General features: G+C 59.3%; 9 protein-coding genes. 6 read left to right on the forward strand and 3 right to left on the reverse strand.

The window, feature by feature from the left end:
- Positions 1-68: 68 nt before the first annotated feature.
- Entirely contained in the window at positions 69-1,241 is a 1,173-nt protein-coding gene (locus CLV84_RS15510) for a zinc-dependent alcohol dehydrogenase (protein WP_104420677.1), read from the forward strand.
- A 127-nt stretch (positions 1,242-1,368) separates the two neighbouring features.
- On the opposite strand, the gene CLV84_RS15515 is transcribed toward CLV84_RS15510, so the two are convergent.
- Complete coding sequence (locus CLV84_RS15515) at positions 1,369-4,254, reverse strand: WD40/YVTN/BNR-like repeat-containing protein (protein ID WP_104420678.1); 2,886 nt, start codon at positions 4,252-4,254, stop codon at positions 1,369-1,371.
- Between the two features lie 175 nt (positions 4,255-4,429).
- A complete protein-coding gene (locus CLV84_RS15520) occupies positions 4,430-5,731 on the reverse strand; it encodes a fasciclin domain-containing protein (RefSeq protein WP_104420679.1) in 1,302 nt (433 codons plus the stop codon).
- A gap of 200 nt (positions 5,732-5,931) precedes the next feature.
- Between CLV84_RS15520 and pgi the strand changes: the two genes are divergently transcribed.
- The 3 genes from pgi to CLV84_RS15535 all read left to right on the forward strand — a co-directional run bounded on the left by pgi (position 5,932) and on the right by CLV84_RS15535 (position 10,715).
- Positions 5,932-7,584, forward strand: coding sequence for a glucose-6-phosphate isomerase (gene pgi, locus CLV84_RS15525; protein WP_104420680.1), 1,653 nt, complete (start codon positions 5,932-5,934; stop codon positions 7,582-7,584).
- Between the two features lie 43 nt (positions 7,585-7,627).
- Positions 7,628-8,494, forward strand: a complete 867-nt coding sequence (locus tag CLV84_RS15530) for a mechanosensitive ion channel family protein (RefSeq protein WP_146088828.1) — start codon at positions 7,628-7,630, stop codon at positions 8,492-8,494.
- A gap of 118 nt (positions 8,495-8,612) precedes the next feature.
- A complete protein-coding gene (locus CLV84_RS15535; protein ID WP_104420682.1) occupies positions 8,613-10,715 on the forward strand; it encodes an alpha-glucuronidase family glycosyl hydrolase in 2,103 nt (700 codons plus the stop codon).
- Here the strand turns inward: CLV84_RS15535 and CLV84_RS15540 are convergent, their stop codons facing one another.
- Positions 10,716-13,310 carry a glycoside hydrolase 5 family protein gene (locus CLV84_RS15540; RefSeq protein ID WP_104420683.1) on the reverse strand — a complete coding sequence of 865 codons (2,595 nt, stop codon included), beginning with the start codon at positions 13,308-13,310 and terminating at the stop codon, positions 10,716-10,718.
- Positions 13,311-13,530: 220 nt separating this feature from the next.
- Here CLV84_RS15540 and CLV84_RS15545 point away from each other — a divergent pair, with 220 nt between their 5' ends.
- Both CLV84_RS15545 and CLV84_RS15550 read left to right on the forward strand, forming a co-directional pair.
- Positions 13,531-14,853 (forward strand): TolC family protein, encoded by a 1,323-nt coding sequence (locus CLV84_RS15545; protein ID WP_104420684.1) that lies wholly within the window; start codon positions 13,531-13,533, stop codon positions 14,851-14,853.
- Between the two features lie 10 nt (positions 14,854-14,863).
- Entirely contained in the window at positions 14,864-15,976 is a 1,113-nt protein-coding gene (locus CLV84_RS15550; protein WP_104420685.1) for an efflux RND transporter periplasmic adaptor subunit, read from the forward strand.
- Positions 15,977-15,979 lie beyond the last annotated feature (3 nt).

The raw sequence follows: 15,979 nt of genomic DNA on the forward strand, positions 1-15,979 counted from the left end.
GGGCAACCTAACAAGCCACACCCGCGAACTACCGGCCTTCGCAGGCGGTAAGGTAGGAAACAAGCACTATGAGAGCATTAACCTACCACGGGCAGGGCGACGTACGCGTCGATACTCACCCGGATCCCCGCATTGAGAAACCCACGGACGCGATTATTCGCATTACCTCCACCGCCATATGCGGATCGGACCTTCACCTGTACGACGGCTTCATCGCGATGATGAAGGCCGGCGACATCATCGGCCACGAACCGATGGGCATCGTCGAAGAAGTCGGCTCGCAGGTCAAAAACATCAAAAAGGGCGACCGGGTAGTTGTGTCCTTCACCATCTCGTGCGGGCACTGTTGGTTCTGCGAAAATACCCTCTACTCCCTCTGCGACAATTCCAATCCCAAGCCGGAAAACGCGGCGGGGGTGATGGGACATTCCCCCGCGGCCGTGTATGGCTACTCCCACTTATTGGGCGGTATTCCCGGCGGTCAGGCCGAATTCCTCCGGGTACCCTACGCGGACCTCGGCACCATCAAGATCGAAAGCGACCTGCCCGATGAGAAGGTGCTGTTCCTCTCCGACATCTTCCCCACGGGCTATATGGCCGCGGAGAACGCCCAAATCGAGGAAGGCGATACGGTCGCCATCTGGGGCTGCGGCCCGGTCGGCCTCTTCACCATGAAAAGTGCCTGGATGATGGGTGCCTCCCGGGTGATCGCCATCGACCAGGTACCGGAACGCCTGAAAATGGCCCGGGAACACTGCAAAGTGGAAACGATCGACTTTTCCAAGGTAGACGACGTCGTCGGTGAACTGATCGAAATGACGGGTGGTCGGGGCCCGGATCGCTGCATCGACGCGGTCGGCGCCGAATCCCACGCCTCCAATATGGTCAGCGCCGCGGCCGATAAGCTAAAGCAGACGGCTCATATGCAAACCGACCATCCCTACGTACTACAGCAGGCGATCCTCGCTTGTCGGAAGGGGGGTACGCTTTCCATCCCCGGGGTTTACGGGTCTACCGCTACTATCCCGATGGGCCCGGCCATGAATAAAGGCCTGACCTTCAAGATGGGGCAAACCCACGTTCAACGGTACCTGCAGCCGCTGTTGGATAAGATCGAAGCGGGCGAGATCGACCCTAGCTTCCTCATCACCCATACCGAGCCACTGGAAAACGCTCCGGCGATGTACCAGAAGTTCCGGGCGAAGGAGGACGGTTGTATCAAGGTGGTCCTGAAACCCTAAGCCGCTGGATTCGGACGGTACCTGACCGGCACTATATTTCTAAACGAGCCACTGAGGTGCGCCGACGTACGAGCTAAAACCAGTCGTACGCGGCGCGACCCTCAGTGGCTTCGTTATTTCATCGGGGCTATTTTACTTCCAGGGGAGCTTCCGTCGCCGTGCCGTTGGCCTCGATCACTACCAGGTACTTACCGGGGCGGAGATAGAAATCGCCGTTCTCGGCGGCCTCCACGACGGCGGGCTTCTCATCCGCCTTCCGGCTCTCGTTCAGGCGTTGCTCCATGGCTTCGGCTTGTTCCGCATCGAAGGAGAGGTCGTAGCTCAGGGTGTTGATACCTTCTTCCAGGCTGACGGCCTTCCGGGTCCACACCACGTCATCATCGCTTTTGATGGTAAGCGTTGCACCCGCGCTCGCCGCCGGACTGAAGACCTGAAATGTTACTTCCGGGCGGGTATCCGAGCGGTTCCAGCTGGCCGAGCCGTAGCGGGAAGAATACCGTTGCGGATCGAGGGAGGCGATCGTGAGCGACGGATCGGACTGGCCAGCCAGGGATTGCAGTAGGCCAACGTCGGTACGGTAAAGACTGCGGCCGTGGGTGCCGACGATCAGGTCCTTTGCCTGCTCCTGTACCGCCACGTCATGGACGGCAACGGCGGGCAAATCCGTTACCCCCACGAAGGTGCCGCCGGTATCGAGACTGAAGTACAGCCCGTGGTCGGTACCGACGTATAGGAGGGCGGGGTTAGCAGGGTCCTCTTTGATCACGTTGACGGGCTCGGGGGGGAGGTTGCGGCCGATCCGTTCCCAGGTGTCGCCGCGGTCGGTGCTCCGGTAAACGTAGCTGGCGAAGTTGTCGTCGCGGTAGCCATTTAGGGATAGGTATACTACGTTCTCCATGGCGTGGCTCGGAGCTATCCGGCTCACCCACAGGTTCTGGGGCAAGCTTTCATCTAATCGCTCCCAGTTGCCTCCCCCGTCGGTGCTGCGGTGCACCCGCCCGTCGTCGCTACCGGTGTAGAGCAGGCCGAAGCGTAGGGGGCTTTCCGCGATCGTCGTGAGGGTTCCATAGGCCACGTCTCCGCTTCTTCCCCCGGCGGTGAGGTCAGGGCTTATCTTTTGGAAGTCGTCTCCCCGGTTGAAGCTGCGGTGGAGGAAATTCGAGCCCATGTAGAAGATGTCCGGTTGGTGGGGACTAATGAGAATGGGAGACTGCCAGTTCCAGCGGTAGGGGCGTTCCCCCAGCGCGTGTTTCGGGGTGATGAACGTTCGTTCCCCTTCCTGCTGGTTGATCCGGAAGTAATTGCCGAATTGAAAGCCGGCGTAAACGGTTTCGTTGTCGCGGGGGTCGACCGCTACCTGCATGCCGTCTCCTCCCATGAGGGCATCGTAGGGGTAATCGCCGTCCTGCTGCCAGCCATTGCTGGCCTCGTAGTCGTGGGGGCCCCGCCAGCTGCCATTGTCCTGGAGGCCGCCGTAGACGCGGTAGCCGTCCGGGTGGTTGTCTACCGCTACGGCGTAGAACTGGCCGAGGGGCGGCACGTTGCTCTTCAGCCAACTCTGGCCGCCATTGTAGCTGATGTTGATGCCGCCGTCGTTGCCGTTGATGAGGTGATCGGGCTTTTCGGGGTTGATCCAGAGGTAATGGTGGTCGGCGTGGACGTTATCGCCGTTCGCGCCGCTCCAATTTTTACCGCCGTCGGTGGATTTGATGATCGGCACCCCCATGGCATAGATCGTTTGGGGATCTTCGGGATGGACGGCGATCTGGCCGAAGTAGTATCCGTAGCTGTAGTAAACCCCGTCAAGGTAATCGTCGTGGGTGCGTCTCCAGCTTTTTCCGTCGTCCTGACTTAGGTAGAGCTCGAATCCCTTCACCGGCGTATCGAACAGGTCGCTGTTGGCATCGCCGAGGTATTCCACCAGCTGCAGGGGACTCAGTTCCCCGTCCTCCATACGCTGACGTACGGTCTTGGCGTCCAGTTCACGGGGATAGCCGTTGGAGCGCAGGAAATCCTCGAGCAGGTACACCTCCAGCCGGAGTAGGTCCTGAACGGGCATTTCCCGCACCCGGTTTTTCGTGAGTGCCTCTCCGTCGTCCGGTTCGGATTCCCGGAAAAAGTAATTGTCCAGGCTGGCGTAGACATGCCGCTGCCCCGTACTGTCGTAGCTCAGGCCCAACCCGATCCGTCCCACGCCCTGGCCGGTGGGGAACCCACTATCCGTATCGGACAGCAAGCTCCAGGTCTGCCCCGCGTCCGCACTGTGGTAAATCGCGCTGCCGGGCCCGCTTTCCACGAAGTCCCAGGCCTTGCGTTCCCGTTGCCAGGTGGCGGCGAACAGTTCGTCGGGGTTCCGCGGATCACGGATCAGGTCGACCGCACCGGTACTGTCGTTGACAAAGAGGGTTTTGGTCCAGCTAGCCCCTCCGTCGGTGGTGCGGTAGATGCCGCGCTCCGGGTTGGGGCCGTAAAGGTGGCCTAGGGCCGCTACCCAGACTACATCCGGATTGTCCTGATCGACGATGGTGCGGCCGATGTGGTGGGTTTCATCAAGGCCGATGTGCTGCCAGCTTTGGCCCCCGTCATCGCTGCGGTACATGCCGTCGCCGGCGTAGGAGCTCCGGCTGCTATTCACTTCTCCGGTACCCACGTAGATGGTGCCGCTCTCCCAGTGGACGTCCAGGTCGCCGACGGTCATAACCGCTTCCTTGTCGAACAGGGGGGTGTAGGTGCTACCGTTATCGGTGGTCTCCCACAGGCCGCCACTCGCGTAGCCGACGTAGAAATGATGGGGATCGCGGGGGTCGACGGCTACGTCCGCTACCCGACCGCTCATGATGCTGGGCCCGATGTTGGTGAATTCCAGTCCGGCCAAGGGCGAATTCCCGGTGAGGCGTCCGCGTTGCCCGAATCCTTCCCGGCGCGCCGCGGCGTCCGTAGGTTGGTAGGTTTGCGCCGGAGCGCGGGAGCAAAGGAACAACAGGAACAAGCAAAATAATCGGGCTACGGACATGGTTGGGGATTATGATGCCCTAAGGTACGTGGCCTACACGCTAACGGAAAACCCTATCGCAGCACCAGGTGGACGGATGCACCTAGGGGTGCGGGTACATATCGTTCGAATACGGGCATGAAAAAAGGGCTGTCATCCGAAGATGACAACCCTTCCATGGATTCTATCGAGGTAATTACTGACGGGGAGTCAGTACACCGTCAATCGCGTGGATTAAACCGTTGCTGGCCTGTACGTCCGTTTTGGTAACGGTAGCATACTCGCCATTGCCGTCGGTAAGCACTACGTTACCGTCCTGCATGGAAGCAATCAGGCTTTCTCCGCCCAGCGTCTGGATGCGGAAATAACCGTTGTTCTTTTCAATGGCTTTCGTGAGGCTGGCGGCGTCGATGCGCGAAGCTACTACGTGGTACTTGAGCAGATTCTGCAGATCGGTTTTCCCGGCGGAGCTCATCAACTGGCTACGCATGTCAGCGGGCACTTTGTCGAAGGCGGCGTTGGTGGGCGCGAATACGGTGAACCCGCTTTCGCTGTTTAGCACGTCCTTCAGTTCGGCCGATTCGATGGCGGTCACCAGGGTAGAGAAGTCGCTGTTGCCACTGGCAACTTCGACGATGGTGGCATCGGGAGCAGATTCGTAGTTGCCTACGTCACTGCCTACGGTACGAACGTCGTCACGGCCTTCCTGCATGGTTTCGTCGTCGGAACCGACTACGTCGCTAACGGCTTCGGTGGTTTCGTCGTAGACGGTTTCAGCGGCTTCAGCGGTGGTTTCGGCAGCGTTCTCAACGAACTCTTCGGTTTCGTTGTAGGCGGTGCTAGCGGCGTCAGCGGTAGCGCTTGCGGCCGTATCGACGGCTTCACCGGCTTCTTCCATGGCACCATCGGTTTCTTCCATACCCATACCTTCCGCACCGGAGGTAAGTGCTTCGAGGTCTACGCCTTCGGGCAGCAACACACCATCGATCAGGTGGATAACTCCGTTGGAGGCCATGATGTCCGTTTGGGTTACCATAACGGTACGTCCGGCGGCGTCCTTAAGCGCTACGCCTTCGCCTTCCAGCATGGCGGTCAGTTCGCCGTTCATGGTTTCGGCGGGAAGCATGCCATCAGCGGCTCCTTCGATTCCGGAAGTAACGGCGCTGGCGGTTAGTTCACCGTCAACGACGTGGTACTTGAGGATGTCGACCAGCGCGTCCCGGTTCTCAGCTTTCGTGAGAGCCGAAAGGACACCTTCGGGAAGACCGTAGAAAGCCTGATCGGTGGGAGCAAAAACGGTAATGGGGCCATCACCGGTCAGGGCATCCGTCAAGCCTGCTGCCTGTAAGGCGCGGGTAAGAATGGTCAGGTTCTCGTTGCCCTGGGCAAGTTCGAGAATGGTTTGATCGCCAGTTTCCGTGGTTTGAGCCGTCGACCTCAGGGGCAGAAGCGCGACAATCGCCAGCACGGCAGCGAAGTAAGAAAATAAGTTTTTCATCTTGGTTGGTTTATATAAGCGTTAGACCGGGAAGCGCCCGATCAGTGTTCAGGGGTTAAACGTAGGCCGTAAGAAGGTGTTCATAAAAACCTACGTTGCTTACCTCCGGACGCGTGGGTAGATAGGTCAGGCCACCGACTTTTGCCTTTCGAATGCACAATCGCCCCGGGTATCCGTATCTAGTGGCAAAATCAACAGACATGCTCCACAACCTCAACCCCACGAAGACCCTGGCCTGGAAAGAGCTTGACCTGCACGCCCACGAAATGCAACAGCGGCATATGAAGGATCTTTTCGCCCAGGATCCCGATCGCTTTAGCAATTTCAGCCAGCAGCTGGAAGACGTCCTCGTCGATTATTCGAAAAATATCCTGACCCAGGAGACCCTCGAGCTGCTCTTTCGACTGGCGGAAGACTGCGGGGTGAAAGAGGCCACCGAGAAGATGTTTACCGGCGAGATCATCAACGGCACCGAACAGCGGGCCGTACTGCACGTCGCCCTTCGCAACCGGGACGGAAAACCGATCCTGGTAGACGGCCAGGATGTCATGCCCGAAGTGAAGGAGGTATTAGAGCGGATGAAGGCATTCGTCTCCCGCGTACACACGAGCGAGCACACCGGCTACTCCGGTAAGCCCCTTACCCAGGTAGTCAATATTGGAATCGGTGGATCCGACCTGGGCCCGGTCATGGTGACCGAGGCCCTCAAGCCCTACTGGATCGACGGCCGTGAGGTCCACTTCGTATCCAATATAGATGGTACCCACCTGGCGGAAGTACTGAAGAAAGTAGACCCCGAAACCACCCTGTTCTTGGTAGCCTCCAAGACCTTTACCACCCAGGAAACCATGACCAACGCCCGGAGTGCGCGGCAGTGGTTTCTCGACCAGGGAGGAAGCCAGGAAGACGTGGCCAAACACTTCGTCGCCCTGTCGACCAACGCGGAGGGCGTCAAGGACTTCGGTATCGCGGAGGAGAACATGTTTGGCTTCTGGGACTGGGTCGGTGGTCGGTACAGTCTATCGAGCAGCATCGGCCTGAGCATTGCCCTGACCGTCGGATTCGACAACTTCGAGGGCTTGCTGGACGGGATGCACGCCATGGACCGCCACTTCCGCCAGGCGCGGCTGGAAGAAAACCTTCCGGTGAAACTTGCCCTCATCGGCATTTGGTACACCAATTTCTGGGGGGCGGAAACCGAGGCTATTCTGCCGTACGACCAATATATGCATCGCTTCCCGGCTTACTTCCAGCAGGGGAACATGGAAAGTAACGGCAAGAGCGTCGACCGGGACGGGGAGCCCATCGAGGATTACGAAACCGGCCCCATCATCTGGGGCGAACCCGGTACCAACGGCCAGCACGCATTTTACCAACTCATTCACCAGGGCACGCGGCTAATTCCCTGCGACTTCATCGCTCCGGCCGTTTCCCACAATCCGCTGGGGGAACACCACGCTATCCTCCTAAGCAACTTCTTCGCCCAAACGGAAGCGCTGATGAACGGCAAAACCGCGGCCCAGGTAGAAGCGGAACTGCGGGCGGACGGCCTGTCTGACGAGCGGATCGCCGAGCTGGTCCCCTTCAAGGTTTTTGACGGCAACCAACCCACGAACAGCTTGCTGGTGAAGAAAATCACCCCCTACACGCTGGGGATGCTCATCGCCCTATACGAACACAAAATCTTCGTGCAGGGCGTGATCTGGAACATTTATAGCTTCGACCAGTGGGGCGTGGAACTCGGTAAGCAGTTGGCCAAGGCCATCCTGCCCGAGCTTGGCAACGACGATAAGGTAAAGGCGCACGACAGTTCAACAAACGGACTGATTAATGCCTACAAGAAATGGCGGTAGCGTAGCTTCGCCGCCCCGAATGGGGAACGGCAAATAGCATTTGATGAAAGACCGAAGTCTTACCGGCACCCTGATTCTGGCTAGCTTGGAAATTGCCATCCTGCTGGCCGGCATCTATCTGATCCACTTCGATGACCGGTTGCTCTATGCGCCCGGTACGCCGAAGTTCTGGCGGGTGCTGCTCTACTTCGTCATGACGGTCGCCCTGCTGAACGTCGTCACCCGCTTGATCAAATGGCTCTACCAGCGGCAGAACTACGCCAAACGCCGGGGCGCCAAGAACTTCATCTACGGCGTTGAGAACATCCGCAAGCTGCTCATCGGCGGGGTAGTGGTCTTCACCGTCTTTTCCCTGATCGGTATCGACTTCACGGCCCTCTTTACCGGACTTAGCCTCGTGGCCGCGGCCATCGCCATCGTCTCCAAGGACTTCGTCAATGACCTCATCGTGGGCATCTACTACAGCTTCACGGACGTCTTCGAGGTGGGCGACTACGTGCGCTTCTACACTTACCGGGGCCGCGTTACGGATATCGGGCTGCTGAAGGTGAAGATCCTGAACGACAACGACGACGTCGTCATCCTACCCAACGGGAAGATCTATACGAGCGAGATCATCAATTATACCCGGCGGGACGTCCGACTGCTGAGCATCGACTTTGAAATGGACATCAAGGCCATCACCGACGTCAACGAACTGGAACGCGAGCTGATCGAGTCCATTCGTGGTTTCAGCGACCTGATCGAACCGAACAGTTACCTGCTCAAGATCGTGGAGGTCAAGAAGGACTACATGGAAATCAAGTTTCAGTTCCGCCTGAGGTATATGGACCGGGAGCGGCAGCGGGAAGTCAAGCGCAAAGTCGTGCGGGAAGTGTTCAGCTACGTGAGTTCCCATAAACCCCGTTAGGTGCGGCCCGTACGGCGCTTCCCGGTGTCGGAACGTTAACGAAGCCGCAAAATGACCGGGCGGGGTGGGGGTTACGCAATGGATTGTGTTACTTTACCGGAGTCAATAAATCCCCATCATGCAAAAGTCTTTGATCCTCTTCTTTCTGCTGCTGTTTACGCTGCGTGTATCCGCTGAAGACGGCTACCGGCTGTGGCTGCGGTACGACCGGATTACGGATGAAAGCGTCCGGAGTGGTTATGTAGATCGCTTCGCCACCTTCCGGATGGGAACCGGCGTAGATTCCAGCTCGGCAACACTACGGGCGGCGATCGATGAATTGCGTACCGGATTGGCCGGAATGCTCGGAACGAACCTGGCACCCGCGCGCGGCGCCCAAAAATCCGGTTCGGGCGAATTAACCTTTGCCCGGGTACCGGCGGACCAGATCGGGGCGGAAGGGTACCGCATCACGGATACAGACGGTGGACTAAGGCTGTCGGCAAGCGACGACGCGGGTTTCCTGTATGGCGTTTTTCACTTGCTCCGGATGGTCCAGATGGGAGAAAGCCTGGAGGGCATTTCGATTGAAGAACAGCCCGAAAAGGCGGTCCGCATTCTCAACCACTGGGACAACCTGGACGGAACAGTAGAACGCGGGTATGCCGGTTTTTCGATCTTCAACTGGCACACGCTGCCCGAGATCATCGACCAGCGCTACACCGATTACGCCCGGGCTTGCGCCTCGGTGGGGATCAACGGCAGCGTGGTGACGAACGTGAACGCCAACGCCCTGATCTTTCGGGAAGACTACCTGGACAAAGCCGCTGCGCTCGCCGATGTCTTCCGGCCTTACGGAATTAAACTCTACCTGACGGCGCGCTTCAGCTCCCCGATGGAACTCGGCGGGCTAGACACGGCCGATCCGCTGGACCCGGCGGTAATGGCATGGTGGAAAGAGAAGGTGGATGAGATCTATACGCGCATTCCCGACTTCGGCGGTTTCGTGGTAAAGGCCAATAGCGAAGGGCAACCCGGCCCCCGGGAATACGGGCGCAGCCACGCCGAGGGTGCCAATATGCTGGCCGATGCCCTGGCGCCCCACGACGGAATCGTGATGTGGCGCGCCTTCGTCTACAACAGTGACCCGGACGCCGATCGCGCCATGCAGGCGTACGAGGAATTCGTTCCACTTGACGGAACCTTCCGCGATAACGTCATGGTACAGGTGAAGAACGGCCCCATTGATTTTCAGCCCCGCGAGCCGTTCAGTCCGCTCTTCGGTGCCACGCCAAAAACCCCGCTGCTGCTGGAGCTGCAAATCACCAAGGAATACCTCGGGCAGGGCACCCACCTCGTCGGTTTAGCCCCCATGTTTACCGAAACGCTCGAGGCCGATACGTACCAGCAAGGAAAGGGCACGACGGTGGCTTCCACGGTCCGGGGACTGGCGGGTGTGGCCAATATCGGCACCGACCGCAACTGGACGGGCCACCCCTTCAACCAGGCCGACTGGTACGCCTTCGGGCGCCTGGCCTGGGATCCTGCGATGAGCGCCGAAGCCATCTACGCCGAATGGGCCGCGCTCACTTACGACGGTGAGCCAGAAGTAGCGCAAACCATCGTCGACATGCTCATAGAGTCGAGGGAGATCTGCGTGAATTACATGACCCCCCTGGGGCTGGCCCACCAGATGGCTACCGGCCACCACTACGGTCCCGGGCCCTGGGTTTCGAATCTTGGTCGGCCGGAGTGGAACCCGGCCTACTACAACCGGGCCGACAGCAACGGTATCGGCTTCGACCGCACCGAATCGGGCAGCAATGCGCTGGCGCAATATGCCCCGCAAGTACAGGCGATGTTTGCCGATCCCAAAACGTGTCCTCCGAAATACCTCCTCTGGTTCCACCACCTGCCCTGGGACTGGGAGATGCAGAACGGGGAGATCCTCTGGGACGAGCTCTGCCGGCGCTACCAGGAAGGGGTGGAAGGCACCGAATGGCTGGCGGCCCGGTGGCAATCGCTGGAAGGGAAGGTAGACCCGGAGCGGCACCAGCAGGTAACTCAATATTTGGAAGTCCAGCAGCGGGAAGCGAAATGGTGGCGCGACGCCTCGATCGCTTACTTCCGTAGCCTGTCGGGCCTGCCGTTACCGGAAGGCGTACCCGAGCCGGAGCACGATCTGGCGTACTACAAAGGCTTGTCCTACCCCTACGCGCCCGGTATCCAGCCGCAGTGGTAACTAGCGAAGGTCTATGCTGATCAATCCCAGCCCCTGTGGCTGCGCCAGGCGGTCTTTCGACTGGCCGGCGCCAATCCGGATCTGCAAGCTTTCCACCTGCGAGAGGTCAAAGCCGCTATCGCGCTGACTTTCAAAAAGATAGGGCAGGAAGCCCGGATAGGGCCGTGGCAATAGCACCGTCGGAACGAGCTGCAAATCGGTAAGTGCTATAGCTACCTCCCCCAAAGCTTCCGGAATATCCACCACCGATGCGTAGGTCGACCCATCGGAGAGCGTTAGGCCCACCTCGATGGGTTGGGGCTCGCTGAGCAGGGAATGGCCACGAATAACCAGGGTGTCATCGGGCAACCATTGACTGTCCAAGCCTTCCAGCATTGGTTTCAGGTAATGCCGAATGGCGTAATCCGAAAATTCCGGTGAGGCATCATCGTCGGAGGTGGAAGGGGCTAAATCGGACAGGCGTATCTGGAATTCATCCTCCAGACCCGGTCCCGAAGGGGATAGATTTAGGCCATCCACCCACCGCGATAGCACCAAAGCGTCCCGGTCCCGATGCGCATCAAAAAGGCGAAGGTCCTGAACCACGGGAACGACCCGAGTTTGGTAGGGATTACGATGGTAAAAGTCCCAGTCGTTGGGATCACCGGGGGCGTCCGGCGGATAGGTGCGTACCGAATCGTTCACCATCACTTTAATGTAGTAGCGGAAGCTACCTAGTTTCACCCGTTCCATAGGGATGGTGGCCGAATAGGTGAAACCCTCGGTTCGCTCCATTTCGATGGGTGGGCCCTGCGGGGCCAGTAGTTGTACCCGGGTGATGGAATCGGGAGCCGCCACCTCTGCCTTGATGGTAAGCGGACCGACGTGGGCGATTGGCTGCGGGTCGTGTACCACGTAGGTACGGTCAATGGTCGACGCCGTGCCACCGTAATCCTTTAGCGAACCGCCGACCCACGGGGAATCCACCGCCCGCTCGGCAATAAGGCCGGCGCTTCCGATCAGGTACACTCCGGGGCGAACGTCGAATACCGCGTCGCGTACCGCGGGCGACCAGTCATTACCCGCATTGATCGGACGAACGGAAAAGTCACCCAGGGAGGGTAGGGAGAGTGACATCGGACGGGTATTTTCCTGCAGGACCGTAACCGTTTTGTTTGGGCTGTTACGCCCGTAAACGTTGCGAACCTGCAGCGCATCGGGATATACCTCCAGCCGCCAGATGCCTTCTTCCAGCCGATCCAGAAAATAGGCCCCCGTACCGTCGTACTGCACGAGGGGAGAATTGCCGTGGCCCGCGATGGTAAGGAGGGAATCCGGCGCGCGGGGAGCATCCGCTACGTCATTGCTGTAATAGTACCGGGAGCCATCGTTGAGCAGCGCCAGATCGCGGTCGTAGCTGACCGTGAAGGCACCGAAGGTGGTATCGATTGGGTAGGCGCCGTAATCGGCGTAGCGGGGCACCTGGCGAAAGACCTCCGCGGCGATCATCAGTCCGATGGCCTGCCGCGGGGCGTACACCAGGTTCATGTAGTGTGTATTGTACTCCGTATTCACGCTGGCGAGGTAGGTGGGATCGTAGGAAAAGTGGGTACCCAACTGGATGCCCGCGGAGCGGAAGGACCGGGCCATCGCGGGGTAGGGATAGCCGGAATTGATGTAGGCCGGGTCGAACTCGTAGACGATCTTCGCTCCCCCTGCAGCGCGAATAATGCTATCGAAGGGTATGGCATAGCGGTCTATCTGCGGCAGGATGTTGGCCGGGATCGTCTTGCCGTAGCTTAAACCGGTCGGGTACCACTGAAAGGTGCCGCCGCGGATTCCGGCCGCGAAGTAGGCGTCCATGAGGTGGGTGCTGTGGCTGATATTGTAAAAGACCGGTTTTTGCGTTTCGCTGGCCTTTACCGCTTCCCGCATTCGGCGTACGAAGTCGGTGACTGAAGCGGGGGTCCCGTCGTGGTGCGGCTCGTTGCTGATTTCTACCGCTAGTAGCCGCGGGTCGTCGCGGTACGCGATGCCGGTGTACGGATTGACGTGTTCCATGAACTGCTGCAGGTAGCGTTCTTGCGCCCGGATCGCGGCGGTGTCGAGCAGGCTGCCTGCCTTGCCGTATTTACTGGAAAAGCCCGGTGTTGGGAGGTCGGTTTCCGGCCAGCCGTTCCCCCAGTAGGCGATCGGGGTAAGAATGTAGTTGATATCCCGTTTGCCGAGTTCCGCGAGCAGGTAATCGAAGGCGTTGAGGTGCTCGTTGTCGAGTAGGTTGCCCAGGGTATCGCTGATCTCGGTATCCCATACGTGGACGCGGTACAAATCAAGGTTCAGGCGGGCGAAATGGTAAACGTCGCGGTCGATCAATGCTTTGATATCCAATCCCAGGCGTTCGGCCGACCGGTAGGCGTGGGCGAAGGGAGCCGTGTAGTTTACCCCGAAGCCGGTGACCTCTTCCCGGTCTTCACTCCAGCGGATGACGCCTTCGTCGTCAACGTAGGTGGACGGCCCGGCGGTGTCCTGGGCTACGCACGGCAAGACAGCTCCGAGGGTACAAGCGAGGAGGAGGGGGAGGCGGTAGCGAAACCAAAGCAGCGGTAGGGTAGGCATGAAGGGGGCTTTTTATCTGCTGGCTCCAACGCGGGAGGAAACGTAGAGTTGGTTACTGCGCGGGCATTTGCCGAAGTCCGGGCTTGATTAGGGTCCACTGTTTTCATTGACCAAGCTTGCGGATCAATGAGGGCTTTCCGTTTTTTTGTTGAACAACATTTGGTTCATCCCCTTTAGCCAATCTGTACTCCTCCCGGTTTCGGTCCGGTAACCCCCAGGTATGACGGCATTCCCTCAACTGCTCCTTACATTTTTACTGCTTGGTTATTCAGGCTGGGTAGCTGGACAAGCGGACTATACCCTGGAGGAATGCATCGCTTACGCGCTGGAGGAGCAACCCGAACTGAAGGCCCAGCGGGAAGAGCTGCGCCTTACGGGCCTGGACAATCAGATCGCGGTGAGTTCCTGGTTTCCGGAGCTGTTCGTCTCCGGTGACCTGCAGCACTACTTCCAGCGTCCGGTAAGCATCTTCCCGGATTTCGAGAACCCGGAGAGCGGACAGACGACGGAAGTGGAAGTCGGGACCGTCAACAGCTCCAACCTGAGCGTAGGCGCACGCCAGACCATCTACAACCCTACCGTAGCCGCGGCGCTACGACGGCAGGGCCCGCTGCTGGAAGCTACCCGTCTGGGCATCGAAGCCGTAGAAATCCAGGTCCGGGAAACCGTCAGCCGGGCCTTTTACAACGTGGTCCGTGCCCGCGAGCGACTGGCGCTGCTGCAGGCCGACGTAGAACGCCAGGAGCGAGCGCTGGCCGATGCGCTATTGCTGTTCGAAGAAGGACTGAACGACAAGGTGGACTACAAGCGGGCCACGATCACCCTCAACCGTACCCGGCTGGAGCTGCAGAATACCCTCATTGAGGTAGGCAGCCGACTGGCGGAGCTCAAGGAAGCCATGGGCTATCCCGCCGAGCGGAATCTTGACCTTGGTTACGACATAGACCGGATCCGGCTGGAGGTCTTTGCCGATACGGTCACCGTGCTCCAGCCCAACCGCCGGGTGGAATTCCGCCAGCTACTGGCCCGCGACCGGCTGGTGGCTCTGGAAGCTACCTTTTACCGACAGGCGTGGCTACCCGACTTCTACCTCGGGGGTACCTATAACCTCACCTGGCAGAGTAACGAACTGGTCAATCTCTACGATCGGGTGTTCCCGAACTCCCTGGCGAGCCTCAACGTCAGTATTCCGCTCTTCACCGGCGGACGTCGTTTTCGGCAGATCGAGCGGCAGGCGGTGCTGCGGGATCAACTGCAGTTCGACCTACGGGCACTGGAAGACGAGGTGGAACTGCAGTACCGACTAGCCCGCAACAACTTTGACCAGGCCGCCAACGCCTACGCCATTGCCCGCGAAAACGTAGAATTGGCCCGGGAGATCTACGAAGTCGTGGATCTGCAATACCGGGAGGGAATAACCAACTTTTTAAGCGTGATCATCGCGGAGAACGACCTGCAGGAAGCCCGGCTGGCGGTGGTGAATAGCTTATTGGACGGTGCAGTCGCTAGGGTAGGGCTGCGCTTTGCCGCTGGAACGCTTTAACCTCATTTGCATGAAAACGTATTTTCTGGCCTTGTTGCCCCTCATGCTGGCCTGCGGTGATAGCCAGTCGGAATCCGCCGCGGACGGCGGCGGCACCCAGAATCAGGCGATTCCAGTCCGGATTGCGGAAGTAGCGGAACAAAACCTCGTATTCTACGAAACCTACCCGGGAACGGTAACCCCGCTGGAGCGGGTCGAGGTACGTCCCCAGGTTAGTGGGTACATTACGGAACGCCATTTCGAGGACGGCGAGCTTGTTCGCAAGGGGCAACGGCTTTACACCATCGACGTGCGACGCTACGAGGCCGACGTGGCGCAGGCCGAGGCTGGTATCGAATCGGCCCGTGCTAACGTCGCCCTGGCCGAAAAAAACGTCGCCCGCTACCGGCGGCTGGCCGAAGCCGAGGCCATCGCCACCCAAACGCTCGATCAGGCCGAAGCGGAGCTCGAAAGCCGGCAACAGGAACTCAACCAATCCGAAGCCGCCCTCAATTCGGCCCAGACTCAGCTGGACTATGCCTACATCCGCGCTCCCCTCACCGGACGTACCGGCCTGGGCAGCGCGAAAGTGGGAACCCAGGTGTCGCCGGGTAGTCCGGTACTGACGGTCATTACCCAGGACGAGCCCGTGGGGGTAGACTTTGCTTTGCCCCAACAGGATATTCCCCGGCTGACCCGCTTCGAGAACATGGACCCCGAAGAACTCGATTCGACGTTCCGCCTCCGGCTGCCTGATGGAAGCCTTTTCGGTCCTCCGGGGCGCATCTACGCTACCGAACAGACCGTCGATCCCCGAACCGGTAGCCTCACGGTACGGCTGGTCTTCAACAACGATGCCAACCTGCTGCGGAACGGGATGACCGTATCCGTCGAAATGATCAACCGTCAGGCCGGACCTCAGTTGGTCATCCCTACCCAGGCCCTGGCCGAGCAAATGGGAGAATTTTACGTCTATCGGGTGCGCGATAGCATGGCCTACCGGCAAAACGTAACTACCGGTGAACAGGTCCGTGACCTGCAGATCATCCTTGACGGATTGGAGGCCGGTGATAGCGTCGTAGCGCAGGGGCTGAAGGCGGTCCGGGACAGCAGCCGCGTTCGTTTGCAACCGTCCAATAACTAGCCC

Origin of the sequence: Neolewinella xylanilytica, from assembly GCF_002934605.1 — a bacterium.
Lineage (GTDB): Bacteria > Bacteroidota > Bacteroidia > Chitinophagales > Saprospiraceae > Neolewinella > Neolewinella xylanilytica.

Excerpts from the sequence above, each read along its gene's own strand:
- CLV84_RS15510 (WP_104420677.1), top strand. The coding sequence starts at position 69 with ATGAGAGCATTAACCTACCACGGGCAGGGCGACGTACGCGTCGATACT.
- CLV84_RS15515 (WP_104420678.1), bottom strand. The coding sequence starts at position 4,254 with ATGTCCGTAGCCCGATTATTTTGCTTGTTCCTGTTGTTCCTTTGCTCC.
- CLV84_RS15520 (WP_104420679.1), bottom strand. The coding sequence starts at position 5,731 with ATGAAAAACTTATTTTCTTACTTCGCTGCCGTGCTGGCGATTGTCGCG.
- pgi (WP_104420680.1), top strand. The coding sequence starts at position 5,932 with ATGCTCCACAACCTCAACCCCACGAAGACCCTGGCCTGGAAAGAGCTT.
- CLV84_RS15530 (WP_146088828.1), top strand. The coding sequence starts at position 7,628 with ATGAAAGACCGAAGTCTTACCGGCACCCTGATTCTGGCTAGCTTGGAA.
- CLV84_RS15535 (WP_104420682.1), top strand. The coding sequence starts at position 8,613 with ATGCAAAAGTCTTTGATCCTCTTCTTTCTGCTGCTGTTTACGCTGCGT.
- CLV84_RS15540 (WP_104420683.1), bottom strand. The coding sequence starts at position 13,310 with ATGCCTACCCTACCGCTGCTTTGGTTTCGCTACCGCCTCCCCCTCCTC.
- CLV84_RS15545 (WP_104420684.1), top strand. The coding sequence starts at position 13,531 with ATGACGGCATTCCCTCAACTGCTCCTTACATTTTTACTGCTTGGTTAT.
- CLV84_RS15550 (WP_104420685.1), top strand. The coding sequence starts at position 14,864 with ATGAAAACGTATTTTCTGGCCTTGTTGCCCCTCATGCTGGCCTGCGGT.